At 57.5% G+C, this 22096-nt stretch carries 20 protein-coding genes; 14 read left to right on the top strand and 6 right to left on the bottom strand.

Annotated elements, in window-relative coordinates; all coding sequences use genetic code 11:
* Positions 1 to 23 precede the first annotated feature (23 nt).
* The 6 genes from mdcC to JYG33_RS18330 are packed head-to-tail and all read left to right on the top strand — an operon-like array spanning position 24 to position 4571.
* Positions 24 to 374 (top strand): malonate decarboxylase acyl carrier protein, encoded by a 351-nt coding sequence (gene mdcC, locus JYG33_RS18355; RefSeq protein WP_026484239.1) that lies wholly within the window; start codon positions 24 to 26, stop codon positions 372 to 374.
* Positions 371 to 1273: a biotin-independent malonate decarboxylase subunit beta gene (locus tag JYG33_RS18350; protein ID WP_207873555.1), complete on the top strand. Its 903-nt coding sequence runs from the start codon at positions 371 to 373 to the stop codon at positions 1271 to 1273. Before mdcC ends, JYG33_RS18350 begins: the two co-directional genes overlap by 4 nt.
* Complete coding sequence (gene mdcE, locus JYG33_RS18345) at positions 1270 to 1983, top strand: biotin-independent malonate decarboxylase subunit gamma (protein ID WP_207873554.1); 714 nt, start codon at positions 1270 to 1272, stop codon at positions 1981 to 1983. The genes JYG33_RS18350 and mdcE overlap by 4 nt, the downstream gene beginning before the upstream one ends.
* Positions 1983 to 2687, top strand: a complete 705-nt coding sequence (gene mdcG / locus JYG33_RS18340; RefSeq protein ID WP_207873553.1) for a malonate decarboxylase holo-[acyl-carrier-protein] synthase — start codon at positions 1983 to 1985, stop codon at positions 2685 to 2687. Before mdcE ends, mdcG begins: the two co-directional genes overlap by 1 nt.
* Positions 2677 to 3639 (top strand): triphosphoribosyl-dephospho-CoA synthase, encoded by a 963-nt coding sequence (locus tag JYG33_RS18335; protein ID WP_207873552.1) that lies wholly within the window; start codon positions 2677 to 2679, stop codon positions 3637 to 3639. Before mdcG ends, JYG33_RS18335 begins: the two co-directional genes overlap by 11 nt.
* A 2-nt stretch (positions 3640 to 3641) precedes the next feature.
* Positions 3642 to 4571: an acyltransferase domain-containing protein gene (locus tag JYG33_RS18330; RefSeq protein ID WP_207873551.1), complete on the top strand. Its 930-nt coding sequence runs from the start codon at positions 3642 to 3644 to the stop codon at positions 4569 to 4571.
* A gap of 1 nt (position 4572) precedes the next feature.
* Here the strand turns inward: JYG33_RS18330 and JYG33_RS18325 are convergent, their stop codons facing one another.
* The 3 genes from JYG33_RS18325 to JYG33_RS18315 all read right to left on the bottom strand — a co-directional run bounded on the left by JYG33_RS18325 (position 4573) and on the right by JYG33_RS18315 (position 7666).
* Positions 4573 to 5508, bottom strand: a complete 936-nt coding sequence (locus tag JYG33_RS18325) for a LysR substrate-binding domain-containing protein (protein ID WP_207873550.1) — start codon at positions 5506 to 5508, stop codon at positions 4573 to 4575.
* 207 nt (positions 5509 to 5715) lie between these two features.
* The gene (locus tag JYG33_RS18320) at positions 5716 to 6528 is read right to left on the bottom strand and encodes a mechanosensitive ion channel domain-containing protein (protein WP_207875943.1); all 813 of its coding nucleotides are present in this window, start codon (positions 6526 to 6528) and stop codon (positions 5716 to 5718) included.
* Positions 6529 to 7051: 523 nt separating this feature from the next.
* Complete coding sequence (locus JYG33_RS18315; protein WP_207873549.1) at positions 7052 to 7666, bottom strand: class I SAM-dependent methyltransferase; 615 nt, start codon at positions 7664 to 7666, stop codon at positions 7052 to 7054.
* 88 nt (positions 7667 to 7754) lie between these two features.
* Between JYG33_RS18315 and JYG33_RS18310 the strand changes: the two genes are divergently transcribed.
* From JYG33_RS18310 to JYG33_RS18285, 6 genes are all read left to right on the top strand, one after another.
* Positions 7755 to 8753: an LLM class flavin-dependent oxidoreductase gene (locus JYG33_RS18310; protein WP_207873548.1), complete on the top strand. Its 999-nt coding sequence runs from the start codon at positions 7755 to 7757 to the stop codon at positions 8751 to 8753.
* On the top strand, positions 8750 to 9676 hold the full coding sequence (locus JYG33_RS18305) for a LysR substrate-binding domain-containing protein (protein ID WP_207873547.1): 927 nt from the start codon (positions 8750 to 8752) through the stop codon (positions 9674 to 9676). The genes JYG33_RS18310 and JYG33_RS18305 overlap by 4 nt, the downstream gene beginning before the upstream one ends.
* A 75-nt stretch (positions 9677 to 9751) precedes the next feature.
* On the top strand, positions 9752 to 10780 hold the full coding sequence (locus JYG33_RS18300) for a tripartite tricarboxylate transporter substrate binding protein (RefSeq protein ID WP_207873546.1): 1029 nt from the start codon (positions 9752 to 9754) through the stop codon (positions 10778 to 10780).
* Positions 10777 to 12384 (top strand): gamma-glutamyltransferase family protein, encoded by a 1608-nt coding sequence (locus JYG33_RS18295; RefSeq protein ID WP_207873545.1) that lies wholly within the window; start codon positions 10777 to 10779, stop codon positions 12382 to 12384. The genes JYG33_RS18300 and JYG33_RS18295 overlap by 4 nt, the downstream gene beginning before the upstream one ends.
* A gap of 254 nt (positions 12385 to 12638) precedes the next feature.
* Positions 12639 to 14483 carry an ABC transporter ATP-binding protein gene (locus JYG33_RS18290; RefSeq protein ID WP_207873544.1) on the top strand — a complete coding sequence of 615 codons (1845 nt, stop codon included), beginning with the start codon at positions 12639 to 12641 and terminating at the stop codon, positions 14481 to 14483.
* Between the two features lie 132 nt (positions 14484 to 14615).
* The gene (locus tag JYG33_RS18285) at positions 14616 to 15380 is read left to right on the top strand and encodes a glucosamine-6-phosphate deaminase (protein ID WP_207873543.1); all 765 of its coding nucleotides are present in this window, start codon (positions 14616 to 14618) and stop codon (positions 15378 to 15380) included.
* Here JYG33_RS18285 and JYG33_RS18280 read toward each other — a convergent pair.
* The 3 genes from JYG33_RS18280 to JYG33_RS18270 are packed head-to-tail and all read right to left on the bottom strand — an operon-like array spanning position 15333 to position 19896.
* Positions 15333 to 16763: an efflux transporter outer membrane subunit gene (locus JYG33_RS18280; protein ID WP_207873542.1), complete on the bottom strand. Its 1431-nt coding sequence runs from the start codon at positions 16761 to 16763 to the stop codon at positions 15333 to 15335. The two genes, JYG33_RS18285 and JYG33_RS18280, sit on opposite strands and share 48 nt — an antisense overlap.
* 2 nt (positions 16764 to 16765) lie before the next feature.
* Positions 16766 to 18724 carry an ABC transporter permease gene (locus JYG33_RS18275; RefSeq protein ID WP_207873541.1) on the bottom strand — a complete coding sequence of 653 codons (1959 nt, stop codon included), beginning with the start codon at positions 18722 to 18724 and terminating at the stop codon, positions 16766 to 16768.
* Positions 18718 to 19896 (bottom strand): efflux RND transporter periplasmic adaptor subunit, encoded by a 1179-nt coding sequence (locus JYG33_RS18270; protein WP_207873540.1) that lies wholly within the window; start codon positions 19894 to 19896, stop codon positions 18718 to 18720. Before JYG33_RS18270 ends, JYG33_RS18275 begins: the two co-directional genes overlap by 7 nt.
* A gap of 570 nt (positions 19897 to 20466) precedes the next feature.
* On the opposite strand from JYG33_RS18270, the gene JYG33_RS18265 reads away from it, so the two are divergent.
* Both JYG33_RS18265 and JYG33_RS18260 read left to right on the top strand, forming a co-directional pair.
* Complete coding sequence (locus tag JYG33_RS18265) at positions 20467 to 21063, top strand: DUF6088 family protein (RefSeq protein ID WP_207873539.1); 597 nt, start codon at positions 20467 to 20469, stop codon at positions 21061 to 21063.
* The gene (locus JYG33_RS18260; protein WP_207873538.1) at positions 21056 to 22090 is read left to right on the top strand and encodes a nucleotidyl transferase AbiEii/AbiGii toxin family protein; all 1035 of its coding nucleotides are present in this window, start codon (positions 21056 to 21058) and stop codon (positions 22088 to 22090) included. Before JYG33_RS18265 ends, JYG33_RS18260 begins: the two co-directional genes overlap by 8 nt.
* Positions 22091 to 22096 lie beyond the last annotated feature (6 nt).

The following is a 22096-nucleotide window of genomic DNA, read 5'->3' as shown; positions in this document are numbered from 1 at the left end:
GCTATTTGCATTAGGAGATCACGATGACAAACATTCCTCACGGCCTGGAAACCCTGGCCTACAGTTTCAAGGGACAAGAGCCCATTGGCACCTTCCAGCCTGTGCTGGTTGGCGTCGTCGGTTCGGGCAATCTGGAGGTGCTGGCCGAGCCCAAGGACAGCCCAGAATGCACCATCCACATTCATACCTCAGCGCGCGGTTTCTCCACGATCTGGGATGCGGTGGTGCGGGACTTTCACCAGCGCCATCCGCTGGCCGGTATCCACTTTGACATCAACGATATGGGGGCCACCCCTGCCGTCGTCAGCCTGCGTCTGGATCAGGCCGCCAGCGAAGCGCTGGCACGCAGTCAAGCACAAGGAACACAGTCATGAGCAGTTATCTGGAATGTTCTGCCCGCCAGCGCGTCCAGGCTCTGTTTGACGCGAACAGCTTTCACGAATGGCTGCCCCCTGCCCAGCGCTTGAGCAGCCCTCACTTGGCGCAGTTGGGTGTGCCCTCTTCCTTTGATGATGGCGTGGCCATCGGCCATGCTTTGCTGGATGGGCAGACCGTGTATGTGGCGGCACAAGAAGGCGAATTCATGGGCGGCGGTGTGGGTGAAGTCCACGGTGCCAAGCTGGTTGGCCTGCTGCGCCGAGCCATGATCGACCGCCCTGCTGCTGTGGTGCTGCTGCTGGAGTCCGGTGGTGTGCGCTTGCACGAAGCCAATGCCGGTTTGATTGCCGTCTCCGAAGTGATGCGCGCCTTGCTGGATACGCGTAATGCGGGTGTGCCGGTACTTGCTTTGGTAGGCGGGCAAAACGGTTGCTTTGGTGGCATGGGTATTGTGGCCCGCTGCACCAACCACCTGATCATGAGTGACGTGGGTCGTCTGGCCATGTCCGGCCCGGAAGTGATTGAAGCCTCCCACGGAGTCGAAGAATACGACTCCAAAGACCGCGCTTTGGTCTGGCAAACCAGTGGCGGGAAACACCGCTGGTTAACGGCGGATTGCGACGATCTGGTGTCCGATACCGTGGCCGCTTTCCGCGCCGCTGCCATACAAGGATTGAAAAACCCGGCCCGTGGCCCCGTCACCCTGGAAGAGCTGGAACAAGAGCATCAGTTGCTGACACAACGTGCGGCCCTGCTGCCTGTGGAGCAATGGGATCACACCGAGAATCAGGCCCAGACCTTGTGGCAAGCGCTGGGGCTGGAACAAAGCGATCAAGTCGGGCAGATGGACGCTGCAGCCGTCAAAGCATTACGCAGCCAGGAGGCGCTGTCATGAAATGGGAAACACTGGTGCAATCGCTGTTCGATACGCAGCACAGCATTACCGAACAGGATTTGTTCTTGCAGGGCAATGCCGAGTTTGATGGCCAGACCCTGGCCGTTATCGGCACCACCGAACACGCCCCCATCGGCGTCGCCCTGGCACTGACCCAGGCACAGGCCGTGCTGGACACCATCAAGAACCATCCTGGCCGCAGCCTGCTGCTTTTGGTCGATACCCAAGGCCAGCAACTGCGCCGCCGCGATGAACTGCTGGGCATCAATCGCGCCATGGCCCATTTGGGCATGTGTCTGGATCTGGCCCGACGCAAGGGTCACAAGGTTATTGGGCTGGTGTACGACCAGGCCCTGTCCGGTGGTTTCATCACCTCCGGTCTGATTGCTGATGCCTGCTATGCCCTGCCCGAAGCCGAGATTCGCGTCATGCGCATTCCAGCCATGGCCCGCGTCACCAAGCTGCCCGAAGCCATGCTGGAAGAGCTGGCGCAATCCAATCCGGTCTTTGCGCCCGGCGTAGGCAACTACGTGGCGATGGGTGGCATTCAATCTGTCTGGGACAGTACCTCCCCCGAACAGTTACGTGCCTCCTTGCGTGCGGCACTGACCCAATCCAATGATCAGGATCACCGCGCCATTGATGGTGCCGAACGCGGTGGCCGCCGTCTGGCTGCCCAGATCATTGAACAGGTCTTGCAGGCATCCTGATGACAGCCCCGCTGCCCGTTCGACGTCACCACTTGATCACCCTGCAAAGCATCGCATGGGAACAAGTGCTGGCTGATCTGGAACCTGCCAGCCATGCCTGTCAGTGCTTGCGCCAATGGCAGGCCAGAGGGTGGCCGCTGGTAGTCAGCCGTCAAGCGGGCGAACTGCGCAGCGGGCAACTTCAAGCAGGGATTCCTTTGCCCACGGATTGGGGACGGCAGCGTCTATCCCTGATCGTTCCCCACGCCTTCAGTCTGGCGTGGGGAGGTTTCCCACCCGCCCATGAGGCCCAGACTTTACTGCCCGTTTCCCTGGCGCAAGACTGGCTGAGCTTATGCCAGCAATTGCAGGTACAAGGCTGCATGGCACAGGTCTATGGCAGCTACGGCTGGGAATTGATCACCGGGCAAGGCTATGTACGTGAAGGCTCGGATCTGGATTTGATGCTGCCCGTGCAAAGTGCCACGCAGGCAGATCGTCTGGTCAAGATACTGACAGAAGCCGGTGACATCACAGGTCTGCCCCGTCTGGATGGCGAACTGCTGTTTCCCAACGACGACGCTATTGCCTGGCGCGAGTGGCAACAGTGGCGCAGCGGTGCCAGCAGCAAAGTCCTGATCAAACGCACTCATGGTTTACGCATTCAGGCACACTCGGATTGGCCCGAGCACGCCCCCATTCTGGAGTCTTCCCATGCTGCTTGATGTCATTGAACAGACGGCATTGGCCAAGCGGCCTGCTACCCAGGACTCCAACGATCCATCCCGTTCCTGGAGCTGCGCGGCCGTAGGTCGAGCAGCCGTTCTGGCGCTGTATGACGAACTGATTCTTGCCCCAAAACCGGGGCTGGTTTCCTTGCTCGACAGCGGCAGCCACGACGATATGGATGCCAGCACGTTTTATCGCAGTCTGTTTGCCTTGCGCCACTACTTCACCGACATGGCGGCCCTGGGCCAACAGCGTGTTCCATTCAGCCAACTGCAAACTCGCGGGATTGCAGCGGAGGCTCGCATGCAGGCAGCCACGGGGGGCATCAATACCCATCGTGGAGCTATCTTCATGCTGGGCTTGTTGTGCGCAGCCGCAGGCGCCTGCCTTCCTTTTCGCACCCTGACTCCCGCCACGATTCGGGACCAACTTCACACATTATGGGGGGCGGCTTTACAGGCCCGCAGCCTGCAAGCTTCGTCCGCACTGCCGGGCGGACGGGCGGTACGCCGCTATGGCTTGCAAGGCGCGAACCAGGAAGCAGCCCAGGGCTTTCCCACCTTGTTTGAAACGGCCTGGCCCGCCTGGCAAGTCGCTGTCAAAACTTTGTCTCCGCACAGCACACCAGTGGCAGAACAGCAGTTGCAGACCGTGGGTTTGCATACTCTCTTTTCTGTTATGGCGATCCTGGACGATAGTAATCTGGCCCATCGTGGCGGACTGGAGGGGCTACACTACGCGCGCCGCTGCGCCGCGCAGTATCTGCAGGAAGGCAGTGTTTTTACCCCGGATGCCCTGCAGCGCGCACAAGCTGTGCATCAGGCATTCATGGAACGCCGCTTATCCCCCGGAGGCGCAGCCGATACCTTGTCGGCCTGCTGTTGGCTGGACCGTCTGCAAGCCTATGCACCCGGTTGCGCCAGCCAGCGCCGCCCTACTGGAGCCTGACTATGAAAATCGCCCTGCTGTTTTCCGGGCAAGGCATGCAGCACGCCCAGATGCTGCCCTGGATTAATCCGGCACACCCTTTACTGCTGCACATGCAGGAGCAACTGCATGTCCCCGATTGGCGTGCTGCCATGCGCGATGCCCAGTGGGCCAGTACCAACGCTCATGCTCAAGTCGTGCTGACGGCATGCGCACTGGCGGCCTGGCAGGAACTGCAAGAACAGCTTCCTGCTCTGCAATCTTCTTCCCAAGCGCTGGTGGCCGTAGCAGGCTATAGCATTGGCGAACTGGCTGCCGCTTCAGTAGCGGGCGTTCTATCCGCCAGCGACACCATCAAACTGGCTGGCCGACGAGCCGCCCTGATGGACCAGGCTGGAGCCGGACAAGACGGTGGCATGCTGGCGATCAGCGGGGTTTCAATTCGGACCATTGAACAATGGTGCCAGACACACGGCGCGGCATTGGCGATACGCAATGGCCCCGATAGTGCCGTATGTGCAGGCCCCCGCAGTCAGCTCGCCGCGCTGGAGAAATTCGCTCAGGAACAAGGGGCTCGTTGCACGCCATTGGCCGTGAACATTGCATCCCATACCCATTGGATGAGCAGCGCGGCCCAAGCCTTTCAAGAGCAGCTCAATCAAAGCCAACTGGCTTCCCCAAAGGTGCCGTGGCCGACCAATGCCGGTGTCTGGGTGCATAACGCCGCCACCGCAGCGCAGGCTTTATCGGCGCAGATCATGCAAACCATGCAATGGGATTCCTGCATGGAGCAGATTGAAGAACGACAGCCAAATGTAGTGCTGGAAATTGGACCGGGGCGCAGCCTGGCGACCATGTGGAATCAGCGCTATCCGGAGATTCCGGCGCGTAGTGTGGACGAGTTTCAAACCCTGGACGGGTTGCAGCGCTGGTTATCCAGATGGGCGGGATAGATCAGGCCGATTTCTGCCCTTCTTTTTCTAGCTGAGTCCGCACGATTCGGCAGGCCCGCAACAAGCTCAAGACATTCGGGCTGCGCTCGCGCGACTTCATGCAAACCAGGCCAATGCGTTGCGAATGTTGATACTGCGGCTCCAGACTTAGCCACTGAATCTTGTCAGAGAAAACTTCTTTGGCACGGGCAGGTAAAAGTGAGCATCCCACCCCTCCGCTAACCAGGCTCATCAAGGAAAAGATGTCTCCGGTGCGCATCACAATATCGGCATCGAAGCCGGCTTTGGCCAACATGCGCTGCATGTCCCGACCTGTCGCAAAGTCATCAGTCAACGACACAAAGCGCTCCTTGGAACAGCGCTCCAGATCCACCACGGACGAGTCCGCGCCTTGCCAATCCATAGGAGCCGCAAACATCAGCTCATCATCAAAAATGGGCAGCACTTCCAGATCATCCGGCTGCTCTTGCGGCAGCTCGATCAAGGCCGCGTCGATATGACCGCCCCGCAGCTTTTGCAGCAGCTTCTCGTTAGAGTCCAGGACCAGATCAATCTGCAATAAAGGCTTGTGGACCTTCAGCTCCACCAAAAGACGTGGCACCAGACGAATCGTTAGCGAATACATGGAGCCAATGCGCAACTGATCCGAGGAATAGCCTCCGGCTTCACGAGCAGCATCAATGCCATGCTGCAAGGTGCGTATGGTTTCTTTAGCCGCCTCGGCCAGTTCACGGGCCGACTCCTGTGGCACCAGATTGCGCCCTTCCTGCAAGAACAAGGGGCAGCGCAAGCCTTCTTCCAGGCTTTTCAATGCCCGATGCACACTGACGGCACTGGTGCCCAGTTGCTCGGCGGCGCGCGCAATCGTACCTGCTTCCAAAAAGGCCAGCAGAACTTCCAGGCGTCGTACCGTGATTTTTTCGTCGATCAGAAACATCGTGTGGGCAGCTAGAAAAACAGCGCGAAAGCAAAGAGTACAGTATGGGTGAAACCTGAAACAAACCCAATGCTGACTAACCCGAAAAAATGCCCCAAGCCGCTAAAAGCAAGGCTTGGGGCATTTCTATTTTAGATCAGAATCGCACGGGCCTGAACCCGACAAGATCATGTTCAGGGTCTGGAAATCAGACCCTGAACCCAGGACTTAAGCGGCCTTTTTCTCGCCACTCGTTTGCACGATTTCTCGTACAGGCACTGGAGTCTGCAAACCAGCCTCATTCAATACCTGAACAGCACGGCGGTACAGATCAAAACGGGCATCCCAGAAGTCTGCTGCATTGATCCATGCGCGCAAATTAACCGTGATCACGCTGTCCTTGTACTCCATGACCATGACCAAAGGAGCGGGGTCTTTCAGCACCTTGGGATGTTCATTGAGCAAGCCTTGCAGCAGCTTGATGGCCAGGTCCAGATCATCGCCATAACGCACGCCCACACCAAAGTCCAAACGGCGGGTCGGGTTGCGACTGTAGTTGATGATGGGATTGCCCCAGATCAGGCTATTGGGCAGGGTGAACTGAATGCCATCCACTTGCTCAAAGCGGGTCAGGAACAAACCCACTTCCAGCACGGTGCCGTCGCCTTTACCGACGACCGACACGAACTCACCGGCACGCAAAGGGCGCAGCATCAAGAGCATGATGCCCGCAGCGATATTTTGCAGCGTGTTCTGCAAAGCCAGACCTACCGCCAAACCGGCAGCACCCAGCACCGCGATAATGCTGGCGGTCTGCACACCGAAACGAGCCAGTACCGCAATCAGCACAAAGATGCGAATCGTCCAGACCGTGACGGACTGAGCCATAGGCACAATGGTCGGGTCCACACGGGGAGAGCGAGCCGCCATTCGCTTGATCGCACGACCAGCGACGGCCGATAGCCACCAGCCAATAATCAGAATCAACAAAGCGATCACGACGTTAAGCGCAATCGCGACCACGGCGGGAAACTCTGTCATCCAGACTTGCAATTTTTCCACGTTTCAATCTCCTCAATTAAAGGGCAAAGCACCGAAGGGACTGGCCGCTAAGGGTAAACATTGCTAGTGCGCATCATAGCCTTGGGACGGGCCCGAACCCAAGTTGGACAAGCACTCCATCTTATCCCCGAAAACTGTGGATAGCTCATAGGAAAAACTGGGCAAATCAGAAAAACAGGCTGAAGTATCAAACACTTAAAAAGGGCGAATAGAAAACAGCCAAATCGGAAAATAAGCGCCAGCTTATCCCCGTAAAATGTGGACAAGTCACAGGATAAACCGTGAATCACTGCACTTAAGGCAATTGAATCAAGCACTTAAAATAGCTGATCAGAGAATCGACAATTCTTTACCATTTTTTTCCCCAGGACTCGCCCAGGCGACCGGAAACAGGCTTATCCACAAAAGATGTGCATAAAAATAGGGAAAACCCCTGTATTAACAATAAATCCCTATATAAAACAATCGTCTAAGTACCCAGGTCAGCGATTCACCATTTTGCTCACTCGGGGACCGGTACGCGCCACAGAGAAGCCAGCCAATGTTGCTCTTGTGGCGGCTTGTCAGTCGGACGATAAAAGTGATCAATATAGTCAAAGCCCGCCTGCTCCAGACGCTGTGACCACTGCTCCCAATTGTAGTAACAGCCATAGCGCTGACCATGCCAACCTTCTTGTCCTTCGCCACGTGGATTCGAAGCAAACAAGACTCCCCCTGGTCGCAGGCTATGCCGCAAAGCAGCCAGCACACCCGGCAGTTCTGCGCTTGGAATATGGAATAAAACAGCATTGGCAAACACGCCATCAAAGGCGGCGGCGGGCAGTTTCAAATCCAGAAAATCCTGGTGCAAAACTGTCAGGCCGGTTTGCTGACGGGCCATTTCCACAAAGGCGGCACAACCATCCAGACCAACAGGGCGATGGCCCATTGCCTGAAACGCCACCAGATCCCGACCCGGTCCACAGCCCAGATCCAGAATATCCACAGGCCCCTGTGCCGCTATGGCGCTCAACAAGGCCTGACGATTCTGGCTGACGTCATGATCCCAGGTGCCGTCCCGATAGGCCTGCGCATGGTCCTGGTAATGATTGACGGTGCGACGACTGGTTTCTTTCATCTGAACATCCTTGCCTATGCTATGGGTTTACTTGACGCTGCCTAACGATGGATCGACTATATCCCGAGTCCAATTTGAATCTGATGCCATGACGCCAAGCTATCCGCTCTCCGTTCTAGACCTGTCCCCTATTGTTCAGGGTTCCACCCCGGCCCAGTCTTTTCGCTGTTCGGCGGACATTGCCCGTCATGCCGAGCAATGGGGCTATCACCGTTACTGGCTGGCCGAACACCACGGCATGCCCGGTATTGCCAGCGCGGCCACATCGGTGCTGATCGGGCACATTGCCAGCCAGACCAGCCGTATCCGCGTGGGCGCAGGCGGCATCATGTTGCCCAACCATTCGCCGCTAGTTATCGCCGAACAGTTTGGAACACTGGCCTCTCTCTACCCCGGTCGTATCGACCTGGGTTTAGGCCGCGCCCCCGGTTCTGACCCCGAAACCGCCCGTGCCTTGCGCCGCAATCTGAACAGCGACCCCGACCAGTTCCCGCGCGATGTGCTGGAGTTGATGGACTACATGTCCGACGAACCGCGCAACCGCATCATGGCCGTGCCAGGCCGAGGCTTGAATGTGCCAGTCTGGATTCTGGGTTCCAGCTTGTTCGGGGCTCAACTGGCGGCCGCTCTGGGTCTGCCCTATGCCTTTGCTTCGCATTTTGCACCTGCTCAGTTGATGGATGCTATTGAGGTTTACCGCCGTCAGTTCCAGCCATCCGTACATCTGGAAAAGCCGTACGTCATGCTGGGCTACAACGTCTTTGCCGCCGACACGGAAGACGAAGCCAAGCTGCTGGCCTCCTCCTGGCAACAGTCCTTTGTAAACCTGCGCAGTGGTCGCCCCGGCCAATTGCCACCGCCCGTACAGGACTATTACGAGCAATGCAGTCCACCGGCGCAACATCTGCTGGATTCCTTGCTGAGCTGTACCGCCATTGGCAAGCCGGAGCAAGTGCTTGAGCAGATGAAGGGTTTCATCCAACTGACGGGCGCAAACGAGCTGATGCTGAACGCCAATATTTTTGACCACAAGAAGCGCCTGCGCTCCTACGAGATTGCCGCCGAGCTGCGCGGCAGTCTGGTATGAACCCACGTCACCTTCAAGAAACGGCACTGCGCTACTTCCAGGAAGTAGCGCGTTGTGGCTCTATTTCGCAGGCAGCCAGCAATTTGCATGTGGCCACGTCTGCCATTAGCCGCCAGATCAGCGGGCTGGAAGAAAACCTGGGCATGGCTCTGTTTGAACGCCATGCCCGTGGCATGAACCTGACCGCGGCAGGTGAACTTTTGCTGGCCCATGCGCGCCGCAGCGCCATGGATGCCGAGCGCACCTTGCACGATATTGCCGCTCTGCAAGGACTGCAAACCGGCTTGATACGTATTGCTTCCTCTGAAGGTCTGGCGGCTCAGTTGCTGCCCCTGTGCATTGCCCAGTTCCGTCAGAAGCATCAGGGCATACGTTTTCAACTGGACGTACTGCCCCCCCACCGCATCACCATGCTGTTATTAAGTGGCCAGATAGATATAGGCATCAAGTTCACCCAAACGGCTGAAAAAGACATCAAGACCTTGTTCCGCCGCGATGCCCCGGTAATGGCTCTGGCTGTTCCCGGTCACCCCGTCACCCGCACCGAACGCATCAGCCTGAAAAGCCTCCTGGCCCACCCATTGGCCTTGCCCGGTCCGGACACCACCGTGCGGCAAATGATGGATGTGGCCTGCAGTGCGCAGAACCTGAGTCTGGACCCGGTGTTCAGCAGCAACCATATGCAGTCCTTGCATCAATTTGCCTTGTCCGGCGCAGGCGTGACTGTATCGGCCTTGCTGTCCGCCCGCCATCTGATTGAGCAAGGTTTGCTGCAAGCCAGTTTCATCCATGAACGCGGTTTGCTGAACCGCCAAATCGAAGTGCAGGCCCTGGCTGGCCGCCGCTTGCCCTCTATTGTTCACCGCTTTCTGGACGAGTTGCTGCCACAGCTTGAAGTCGACCCGCTAGCCTTGCCAAAATAGCAACACTGACCTGCTTATTTGTTGCTGGTTCGGCATCATTGCCTTTCCTATCATCTCTTGATTGAGGAGATAGCCATGAGCCCAACCAGCATAGCCCTGAACACAGAGCAGCCCCCTGCGACACGCCAGCCCTGGCGTCGTCTTGCCCAAACCTTGTTAGGTGCCGTGCTGGCTGTCAGCAGCGTGGCTGCCCATGCCAGCGATTGGCCGGATCGTCCCATTCGCCTGATTGTGCCGTTCCCCACCGGCGGTGCCACCGACGTCATCAGCCGACTGATCGCCGAAAGCGCCGCCAAAGCGATGAACGCCAACATCATTGTGGACAACCGCACGGGCGCAGGCGGCACAATTGGTTCAGGTGAAGTGGCTCGCAGCAAGCCCGATGGCTACACCCTTCTGTTCACCACCAGCAGCACCCACGCCATTGCCCCGCATCTGTACAAGTCCCTGCCCTACGATGCAGAAAAAGACTTCACCCCCATCGCCCATCTGGGTGATGCCGCCAGCGTCTTGCTGGTGAACCCGAAAGTCCCCGCACAAACGCTACCCGAACTGATTGAATACGCTCGTGCCCACCCCGATGAATTGAACTACGCCAGCAGTGGCAATGGCACCATCGTGCACCTGGGCACCGAGGCCTTTTTGAATCAGGCCAATATCGTCATGTCCCATGTTCCTTACCGTGGAACCGGTCAGGCCATTAACGATATGCTGGGCGGCTCCATCCATGTTTTACTGGACGCCATCCCCACCGGGATGCCGTATGTAAACAGTGGCCAGTTGCGCGCCCTGGCGGTAACCGGCCAACAGCGCTCGCCGCTGGCTCCCGACTTGCCTACCTTTCAAGAGTCCGGCCTGCCGGGCTATGAATCAGTGACCTGGTTTGGTCTGTACGCACCCGCAGGCCTGCCCGACGAAATCCGTGACAAAGCTTATGAGGCTTTTACACATGCCATTCAGGACCCCAAAGTACGCTCGCGCCTGCAAACATTGGGCGTGGACCAACCCCGCAGCACCAGCCGAGAAGAGTTTGTCTCTCTGGTTCGCGAGGACAGCGCACGTTGGCAAGGCCTGATCCAACTGACTGGAATACAGATTCAATGAACAAGACTGACACCTGTATGGACTGGAACAACCCCTACCCGTCCGCCCGCTCTGCGGTACTTGGCCAGAACATGGTCAGCACCTCTCACCCTCTGGCCGCACAAGCGGGCCTGCGTATCTTGCAAGCCGGTGGCAATGCGGTCGATGCCGCTCTGGCGGCCGCCATCGCCCTGACGGTGGTCGAGCCCACGGGTTGCGGCATAGGCAGCGATGCCTTTGCCATCGTCTGGGACGGTAAAGAATTACATGGCTTGAACGCCTCCGGGCGCTCGCCCCGTGGCTGGTCACCGGACCGCTTCAAAGGTCACGCTGCCATCCCCGACAAGGGTTGGGAAAGTGTCTCCGTTCCCGGTGCCGTCTCTGCCTGGGCCGAGCTGTCCAGCAAGCTGGGCCGCCTGAGTCTGGAGCAAGTCGCCGCCCCCGCGATTCATTACGCCCGCGAAGGTTTCCCGGTCTCGCCCGTGATCGCGCGTTTGTGGGAACTGGGTCGTCAGCGCCTGGGCGATCAACCCGGTTTTGCCGAAGCCTTTTTGCGTGATGGCAAAGCCCCCGTAGCCGGTCAGTGGTATCAGAATCAGGATCAGGCCAATACGCTGGAACGTATCGCCGCCACACAAGGTCAGGACTTCTATACGGGCGAACTGGCCAAGCGCATTGCCGACTTTTCTCGCCTGCATGGCGGTGCCATGGACGAGCAGGATCTGGCCGAACACCGCGCGAACTGGTGCGGCACCATCAGCCATCCCTTTGCGCAATCTGTCATCCATGAAATCCCCCCCAATGGTCAGGGTCTGGCCGCCTTGATGGCCTTGGGCATCATGGAACAGGCCGGTATCGGCCAGCAGCCGCTGGATCATATCGACACGGTGCACTTGAGCATTGAAGCGATGAAGCTGGCTTTTGCCGATCTGTACGAGCACCACGCAGATCTGGAGCACATGATTCATCAGCCCGAGCATTTGCTGGACCCGGCCTATCTGCGCGAACGCGCTGCCCTGATTCAAATGGACAAGGCGGGCGATCCCAAACATGGCCTGCCTGGCCCCTCCGGCACGGTCTATGTCACCGCCGCCGACTCCAGCGGCATGATGGTTTCCCTGATCCAATCCAACTACATGGGCTTTGGTTCCGGCGTGGTCGTTCCCGGCACCGGCATCAGCATGCAGAACCGCGGTCATGGCTTTACCCTGCGCCCCGGTCATGTGAATGAAGTGGCCGGTGGCAAGCGCCCCTCGCACACCATCATTCCCGCCTTTGCCATGAATGCCGATGGCACGCCTCAAATGTCGTTTGGTGTGATGGGTGGCCCCTTCCAGTCGCAAGGCCATATGCAAATGGCGCTGCGTGTTCTGCTGTACGGCCAGAACCCGCAAGCCGCCGCCGATGCCCCACGCTGGCGCGTGACAGGTGGCCGTGGCGTCGCGGTAGAACCTACTTTCGATCCCGCTCTGGTTCAAGCTTTGCGCGATCGCGGTCATGAAGTCGTCGTTGAACCCGGCAGCGGTGTGTTCGCCTTTGGTGGTGCACAACTGATTCTGCGCCAGGGCAATCATTACGTGGGCGGCTCCGACCCGCGTAAAGACGGTCAGGTGGTGGCTTACTAAGCCTGCTTATCTTCAAGAAGTCACTGCCGTTCTCTGTTTGGGGTCTGGATGTTCTTTTCCAGACCCCAAAAACGTACACCGTGGTCAATATCTGACACTTTCAAGACACAAAGACTGTGTTTTTATCAGGTTTTCTTCAGCGGATCTGGGCGTCTGCGTTACCATCAAAAATTGCTGTTTCCATACCCCAGAAGCAGTTTTCTATCTGTCTAAACGGCCTCTCATCCTTAAGGCCGTCCGCTGGAGCCCATTCGGTGCTGTCATTCTTTGAACGTCGATTAAATCCCTATCCCGAACAACAAGTAGAAACCCCTCCCAAAGGCTTTTTCGCCTTCATCTGGTCCTGCACGAAAAATTCGCGCGGCTGGATTGGCCTGATGACACTGACCTCTATTGGCCTGTCGGCCTACGAGGCCATGCTGTTCGCCCTGCTCAGCTATATCGTGGACTGGCTGCCCTCTATTGAACCGGCCCAATTCTGGAGTCAGCAAGGCGGCACACTGTTGACCATTGCCGGGGTTCTGCTGGGCAGCGTGGTGCTGATTGGCCTGCATACACTGGTCATGCACCAGGTGCTGGCCATCAACTTCCCCATGCGCTTGCGCTGGCTGTTTCACAAGTTGATGCTGAACCAGAGCATGTCCTTTTACGCGGACGAGTTTGCCGGTCGCATCACCACCAAGATCATGCAAACCGCTCTGGCGGTGCGTGAAACCCTGTTCATGGCCGTGGAAGTGGTCGTGGGCATGAGCGCTTACCTGATCGGTATCCTGATTCTGGCGGGCAGCTTTGACCTCCTGCTGATCCTGCCCTTCCTGTTCTGGTTGGTGGGCTACGCACTGGCCTGCGTGTACTTTGTGCCCCGTCTGGGTAAAGTCGGTGCAGCCCAGGCTGACGCCCGTGCACTGATGACAGGCCGCATTACCGACGCCTACACCAATATCAATACCGTCAAGCTGTTTGCCCACACGCGTCGTGAAGCAGATCACGCCAAGAATGCAATGCGCCGTTTCCAGGAAACGGGCCACGCCCAGATGCGTTTGATCAGCATGTTTGAAGTGGCCAACCATGTGCTGGCCACGCTCTTGCTGATCAGCTCGGCCGGTCTGGCCTTGTACCTGTGGTCGATTGATCAGTCCACCGCCGGTGTCGTGGCAGCCGTCATTGCCATGGCACTGCGTCTGTCCGGCCATTCCCATTGGCTGATGTGGGAGCTGACCAATCTGTTCGAGAACGTGGGCACGATTCAGGATGGCATCAACACCTTGACGCAAGAACCTACCGTGGTGGATGCGCCCGATGCCAAGCCCCTGCAGATCGAGCAAGGCCGTATCGAATTCCAGGACGTCAGCTTTGCCTACCGCGACAAAAGCCGTCAGGTTATCGACAAGCTCAATCTGGTGATCAAGCCGGGCGAGCGTGTTGGCCTGATCGGACGCTCGGGTGCGGGCAAATCCACGCTGGTCAACTTGCTGCTGCGCTTCCATGATGTGGATAGCGGCACCATCCGCATTGATGGCCAGGACATTGCCCATGTCACCCAAGACAGCTTGCGTGCCGCGATTGGCATGGTGACGCAGGATACCTCCCTGCTGCACCGTTCCATGCGCGACAACATCCTGTATGGTCGCCCCGACGCCAGTGACGAACTGCTGCATATGGCCGTAGATCGTGCTGCCGCTGCTGACTTCATCCCGCAACTGCACGACCGTCAGGGTCGTGAAGGTCTGGATGCCCATGTGGGCGAACGTGGCGTGAAGCTCTCTGGGGGTCAGCGTCAGCGTGTGGCGATTGCCCGCGTGATGCTGAAAGACGCCCCCATCCTGTTACTGGATGAGGCGACCAGCGCGCTGGATTCCGAAGTGGAAGCCGCTATTCAGGAAAGCCTGAACACCCTGATGCACGGCAAGACAGTGATCGCCATTGCTCACCGTCTGTCTACCATTGCCGCACTGGACCGCTTGATTGTGCTGGATCAGGGCCGCATCATCGAACAGGGCAGCCACCAGGAACTGCTGGAACAAGGTGGTCTGTACGCTCGTTTATGGGCACGTCAAAGTGGTGGTTTCCTGGGAGAGACCGGCAAACAAGATGTCTAAAAGGTGTCACTTGCTTGCAAAAAAAAACTGACGTTACGTCTTTGTCCCATTAGAATTTCGGAAGATCAAACTTCGCCGTGCTTGCGGCGAAGTTTTTTTTCAACTTAATCAGCCCATACGAAGAACAAGATTATGTTTTTAGTCTTCCCCGATTCCGCCGCCATTGCAGCCCACCTGAGCGCCCGCCTCCAGGACATTATTCGTCAAAATCCTGAAGCAACGCTGGGTCTGGCAACGGGAGGGACCATGGAACCCGTGTACGCCCGTTTCGTACAGGACGTGCGCGCCAATGGGCTGGATGTCTCCAAGATCAACAGCTTCAATCTGGATGAGTATGTAGGCTTGTCGGCAACGCACGAGCAAAGCTACGCCTGCTACATGCGCCAGCACCTGTTCGGCCTTTTACCCTTTGATACCGCGCGTCTGCACTTGCCCAATGGCCTGACCACAGAGCTGGAGCAACACTGCCAGGATTATTCGGCCGGGATTGCTGCCTGTGGTGGCGTTGCGCTGCAACTGCTGGGCGTAGGCACCAATGGCCACATCGGTTTTAACGAACCCGGTACACCCTTTGACAGCCGCACTCACGTGGTCGCCCTGTCCGAGCGCACTCGCATCGACAACAGCCGCTTTTTTGACTCCATGGATGAAGTGCCTGCATCGGCCATCACCATGGGGATTGCCGATATTCTGAGCGCCCGTGAAATTGCCCTGGTGGTGACGGGCGAGCACAAGGCTCGCACCATGCTGAACTATCAGGAAGGCGGTATCACGCCTGAACTGCCTTTCACAGCACTGAAACAGCACGCCAACACCCACATCCTGCTGGATGAGGCGGCTGCCAACCTGCTAGACCCCAGCCTCTGCCACCGTCCCCTGATCAGCCAGGCCGCCTGAACCGGCTTGCCAGCCTCCGCCCAGCGCTCGGAAGAGCGCCGCGCGGGACTGCAAACGCGACTGCATCAAGCTGACGCGTACATCCTGAGCGGCGTACAAAGTACGCTGCGCATCCAGTAAAGACAGCAAAGTTTCCGAGCCGGAGCGATAACGTGCTTCGGCCAGTTGAAACGCCAGCCTGGCTTGCTCCCATTCCAGTTCCATCGTCTGCGCCTGGGCATCCAGACTATGCAACTGCGCCAGCACACCTTCGACATCCATATAGGCCTGCACAATGGTCTGACGATACTGAGCCAGCCACTCCTGCAAACGGGCGTCACTTAAATCCTTGCCCGCCTCCAGACGGCCTGCATTGAAGATAGGAGCCACCAGCCCGCTGATCAGGCTGTAGACGGGATGGCGCAAACTTTCTTCCCAATGATTACCCGATGCCCCTGCCCGCGCACCCAGAGTCAGACTGGGATACATGGCAGCACGAGCCACATGCACATCCGCATGGGCAGCGGACAACTGGGACTCAATACGCGCAATATCAGGACGCTGCGACAAGAGCTGCGACGGCAATCCCGCATCCAGCACCGGCACCTGCAAAGTGGCAATATCCTCTTGCGGTTCGGGCAGAATCTCGGTGCGACCCAGCAAGCTTGTAAGCTCCACCCGCGTGCGTATGGCCTGCTCTTCCAGCACCAATAATTTACGTTGCTGAGACGCCAGCAACTGACGCTGTTGAGCCAGCTCCAGCGGTGAGGCGGCCCCTGCTTGTAAACGTGCTTCCAGCAAACTCAACAAGCGTTGTGCAACGGCCAGGTTTTGACGGGCAATCGCCACGCGCTGCTTGTCACCCATGGTTTGCAGACTTAAATGCACCACCTGAGCCTGAACGCTGACACGCAGTACATCCAGCTCGTACTCCGCAGCCTGTGCCTGGAACAAGGCACTATTGGCCTGAGCACTATTGCGTCCCCACAAGTCCAGCTCGTAGCTCATGAACACACCGGCCACATACTGCGAACGGCTGTCACCATGGCTGGAAGAAAACGGCGCATCTCTTTGGGCGGACAGATTTCCCTGCAACTCAGGCAACAAACTGGCACCGGCAATCCGCGCCTGGGCTTGGGCCTGCAAGATACGGGCCTGCGCCTGACGCAGCACCGCCACGTCATCCAGCGCTTCCTGCATCAGGGTATTAAGGGCCGGACTGTTATAGGCGCGCCACCACTGCGCCTCTACTTTGGCCGTGACCGGACTGGCGGCTGTCTTGCCCTGCTGCTGATACGCCAGCGGCAAGCTGGGTGTGCTCTTTTCCAGATCAGAGGACAGCGATGTACACGCCTGCAACAAGAGGCCGCTGAAGGCTCCCAGAATCCATCGGTAATGAGCCATGCTTACTCCCCCGCCAAGGCCTGAACGGGGTCCAGAGCGGCCGCCGTCCGTGCTGGCATATAGCCAAAAATCATGCCCGTCGCAACGGCGCAGCCGAAGGCGCCCAAGGCAGCCCGCAAGGAAAACACCACATCCACCCCACCAAAAATCAAACCCAGGCCCACCAGAGCACCCACCAATACACCCAGGCAACCACCCGTAATCGTCAACAAGACAGCTTCCGTCAGGAACTGCCGCATGATGTCGCTTTGCCGCGCACCGGTGGCCATGCGTATGCCGATTTCTCGCGTACGTTCACGCACCGTCATCAGCATCACATTCATCACACCAATACCGCCCACCACCAGCGAGACAGCAGCAATCAGGCCCAGCATCATGCTCATGGCCTGACGGGTAGACGCTTCAGCCTGCAAGCGAGCCGCTGCATTACCAATAGAAAAGTCTTCCCGGCCACCGTGACGCTGCGTCAGTAACTGGCGCATGTCTTGTTCTGCCTCCAGAACAGTGGAGCTGTCCTGCGCATCAATGACGACGTAATCCGGTTGTGTCTGGGCCTGATACACACGAGCACGCGCCGCGTGATAGGGCACAAACACCATATCGTCATAGTCCTGTGCGCCCGAGTCGGCACCCCGTTCCTGCATCACCCCGATCACTTCAAAGGGAGAATTGCCGATCAGCAACTGCTGACCCAAGGGCACCTCCATATCCGGGAAGAAATGCTTGGCAGCGCGATAGCCCAAGACAACCAAAGGAGCCAGATCCCGGTCCTCGGCATCGGTGTAATAACGGCCTTGTGCCAGTTGCCAGCGGTGAATGTCCGGCATGGTTTCATTGGCGGCAAACACATAGACTTGCCGGTCCACACTGCCACGCCGCACGGTAATCGGATCCCCAATCACGGGCATGACGCGCCGTATCAGTGGCAGCTCGCCAATCGCCTCCAGATCCTCTTCCGTCAATTGCCCCTTGGCCACCCCGTTGGGCGGTGATGAGCTGCTCAAATAAATAATCGTGGTACCCATCGTGCCCATCTGATCCATGACCCGTTGGCGGGCACCTTCGCCCACCGCCAGCATCACGATGACCGAGGCCACCCCGATAATCACGCCTAACAAGGTCAAGGCCGTGCGATGACGGTTGATGAACATGCTGCGCAAGGCGCTGCGGGCGGCATCCTTGATTTCTGAAAACCAGGGCGAGCGTCGATGCTCGGGCTGCGGCAAGGGCTGCTTGGGTTGACTCTCCTGGGCCCCTTCAGGACGACTATCCGAGAGGATGCAACCGTCACGGATTTCAATGATCCGGTCTGCCATCGCAGCGACGTCATGGTCGTGCGTAATCAGAATAATGGTGTGCCCGGAGTCTGACAGCTTGCGCAGCAGGGCCATCACCTCTGCACCACTACGCGAATCCAGTGCCCCTGTCGGCTCGTCGGCCAGAATGACACGGCCACCATTCATCAGAGCGCGAGCAATGGACACCCGCTGCTGCTGGCCACCGGACAACTGATTCGGCCGATTATCCAGCTTGTCCGCCAGTCCCAGACTGCTGAGTAATTCTGCAGCCCGTGCTGCACGTGCGTCCTCATCCATACCCGCATAAATGGCGGGCATCTGGACATTTTCACTGGCGCTTTCTGTGGGAATCAGGTGATAGCCCTGAAACACAAAACCGAAGGTTTCCCGACGTAGCTGGGCCAGCTCGTCCGGGCTTAAATCCGCAACATTCCGGCCCTGAAACAGATAACTGCCACTGCTGGGTTTATCCAGACAACCCAGCAGATTCATCAGCGTCGATTTACCCGAGCCCGAGGCCCCCACAATCGCTACAAACTCACCCGGCTCAATACACAGGCTGACATCGAACAGAACTTGCACAGCAGGCTTGGTGCTGGGCGGACCGCCATAGATACGGTTAATGTCGCGCAGCTCAATCAAAGGAGGCGCAGACCCTACCATTGCAACCACCGCCAGCCACGCTCAGGTGTGATCACTGCCAAAACAACCTGCTCTCCTTTAGCCAGCCCCTCCACGACTTGCACCTGATGGCGATTGCGCACCCCCAGGTCAACCGGCTTTTCCTGCAGCTTGCCACGCTCCAGCACTGGCACCGTAAAAGCGTCAGGACCGCGAGCAGGATCGGGGCGCAACGCCACCAAAGGCACCAGCAAGGCCTGATCGGCACGATCAATTTCAAACAACACCTGAGCCGTCATCTGCGGCATCAACTCGCCATCTTCATTGTCCACATCAAACAGCACCGTATACATGATGGCCTGCGTGGCCGTCGGTGCCGCTGCCGTGCTTTCATCCTGAGTGCTACCTTCCGGCGCAGGCATGATTTGACGAACCTTGGCCTGCCATTGACGCGCCTGAGTTTCGCCCTGCTCACCCAAGGTTGTGAAGGTGACCGTCATACCGGGTTTGATACGACGAATATCGGCTTCGGACACGCTGGTCCACACCGTCATGGTGCTCAAGTCTGCAATGCGCAGAATATTGGGGGTTTGGTACGTGGCATTCAGCGTCTGGCCTTCACGAGCCTGTACGCCAATGACCGTGCCACTCATGGGTGCATAAATGCGCGTGTAGCCCAAGCGCGCCTCATCGGCTTTCAGCGTGGCCTGGGTCTGCTCCATCTGCGCTTGCACATGCGCTACCCGAGCCTGCGACGTCGCCAGATTGGCTTGCGCAATCTGAATATCTTCCTGACGGCTGGCCTGCTGGCGCTCCAATTGACGCTGACGAGTCAACTGCTGACGCGCCAGTAAAAGCTGCGCCTGCTGCTCGGCCAACTGGGCGCGGAACGCGGCCAAAGAAGCTCGGCCTGCATCCACTGTGGCTTGTTGCACACTGGGATCAATTTCCACCAGCAACTGGCCCTGCTCAACCTGATCGCCCGGCGCAACTGGCAAAGCCGTAATCTGTCCCGACACTTGCGCGCCCACATCCACATAGCGGCTGGGTTTCAAAGTGCCTACTGCTGCAACGGTGGCGCGTATATCGCTTTGCTCCACCGATACCGTCTCAAACTGCTCGGACGAACGCCCGGCCTGCGCGGCCAGCGCCCCCAGTACCAGCACCGCCACAATGGCCAACGCCCAGCGGCGCTTTACTGCTTTGGACTTCATAAATAATCCCGTTAAAACCGTAGATCTACACCCGCCGGATCATGCGTGGCAGGTGATCAAAAAAGTAATAGTGGTCAAGAAGGAATGCGTGTCAAACCACCGAGTCACACCGATACAAACCCGACGCCATCAGGCTAAACACAAGAGGCGTTCATTAAAACGATGCAGCAAAGAGGGCACGGCAAGAGGTCCTTTTTAGAGGCCTTCCTTAGTAAGACGTTTGAGAGCCCATTTTCCGGACATTTATTTTGTAAATTGGCACGCCAAGTGCCTTTCTCCGGTCTGCAACCATGCTCAAGGCGGACTGAACCGAAGCCCTGTCCAAAGACACTCAGGTACGTACAAGCGGCTGTTTACTGGATCAGAACCACTGGCAGATAAAGTGATGTAGACCCAGCCAAAGGGAGACACCTTAAATGAGAATGAATTCTATTATCGACTGGTAACAAAAGGCAAGGAAATCACATCCGCTTCAGACCTGAATGACAAGCACCTCTCTATCATCCGACACGTCTCAATTGCTATAATGTTAGAAGTTGATGTATAGTTTCTGACATGCAAGGCAAAACTATGACTACCCTACCCGAAACTATTCTTCTGCAAGCCCAAGCCCTTCCCGAGGGAGCGGTGCTATCGCCCAAAGAGTTTCTACACTTGGGTAGTCGTGCCGCGATTGATCAAGCCTTTTCCCGTTTGTGCAAAGCAGGATCATTGCTACGCATAGAGCGCGGAGCTTATGTGGCTCCGATCGCCAGCCGGTTTGGTGTTCGTACACCCTCCCCAGCCAAAGTAATCCAATCCTTGGCAGAGCAAAATGGCGAACAAATGGTCTCCCATGGAGCCAATGCGGCCAATACCTTAGGACTGACCCAGCAAGTTCCTGTTCGCGACATCTACCTGACCTCTGGTAAGAGCCGCGAAATTACCCTTGGAAAATCACAGGTGCTCATTAAACATGCTCCACCCTGGATGACAGCACTAGGCTCACGTCCAGCCGGTGCGGCAGTGCGCGCCCTGGCCTGGATGGGCCCTGAACACGTTAGCGAGTCTCTTGCCTCCTTGCGCCGCAGCCTACCAAACTCTGAATGGCAAACCTTGATTGCAAGCCGTGCCAGTCTGCCTAGCTGGATGGCGTGTGCCATAGGCAAGGAGACACTGCGTGACTGAAACCTTTTTCAGCCTCAGCAGGGCCGATCAACGCGAAGCCTTGGAGTTCGCTCGTACGGAATCAGGCCGCCCCGCTCATCTTCTGGAAAAAGATATCTGGGTCGTGTGGACACTAAACGCCCTGTTCAGCTCCACATTGCACAATAATCTGACCTTTAAAGGCGGGACCTCACTCTCCAAGGTTTACAACATCATCGACCGATTCTCGGAAGATATAGACCTGACTTACGACATCCGCAAACTGATCCCTGATCTCATAGGGGAAACAGGCGAACTGCCCGCAAGCCGTAGCCAGGCAAGCAGATGGACTACAGAAGTACGACATCGCTTACCAGACTGGATCAAGGACCATGTCCTACCCGTCCTGCAAGAGGCTCTGGCACAAGAACAGATCAATGCTCACCTGGAGCTTACGGGGCCAAGCCAAGACAAACTGCTCTTGCATTACCCGGCACTGGTGGAGGGAACAGGCTATATCAAACCCACCATCACCCTGGAATTTGGTGGCCGTGCAACTGGGGAGCCCAATGAGGTGCACACCGTCCATTGCGATGTCGCCACGCATCTTCCTGATGTCTCATTCCCTAGCGCCTCCCCCCGCGTCATGAGTGTTAGCCGAACTTTCTGGGAAAAGGCGACCGCAGTCCATGTTTTCTGCGCACAAGGCCGTATCCGTGGTGAACGCTATGCCCGCCATTGGCATGACCTTGCCGCCATCGCCCGCAGTCCGTATTTCGATACAGCCATTGCAGCCAGAGACATTGCTACAGCGGTAGCCCGGCACAAGTCCTTATTTTTCATTGAAAAAGACGTGCAAGGGCTAGTGATTGACTACATCAACGCCACCAGCGGAAATCTGAGTCTCATTCCCATGGGAGAGGCAAAAACTGCCTTGGAGAAAGATTATGCTGCCATGCAAGAAGACCAAGTCCTGCTAGGCGACGGGCTGCCATTTGATGAACTACTCAAGGCCTGTGCCTACGTGGAAACCCAGGCAAACCAAATGGCCTCACAAGGCCTGTTGTAAACCAAA

Origin of the sequence: Alcaligenes sp. SORT26, from assembly GCF_017377875.1 — a bacterium.
GTDB lineage: Bacteria > Pseudomonadota > Gammaproteobacteria > Burkholderiales > Burkholderiaceae_B > Alcaligenes > Alcaligenes parafaecalis.
This window is presented reverse-complemented; position numbering and strand designations above follow the sequence as displayed.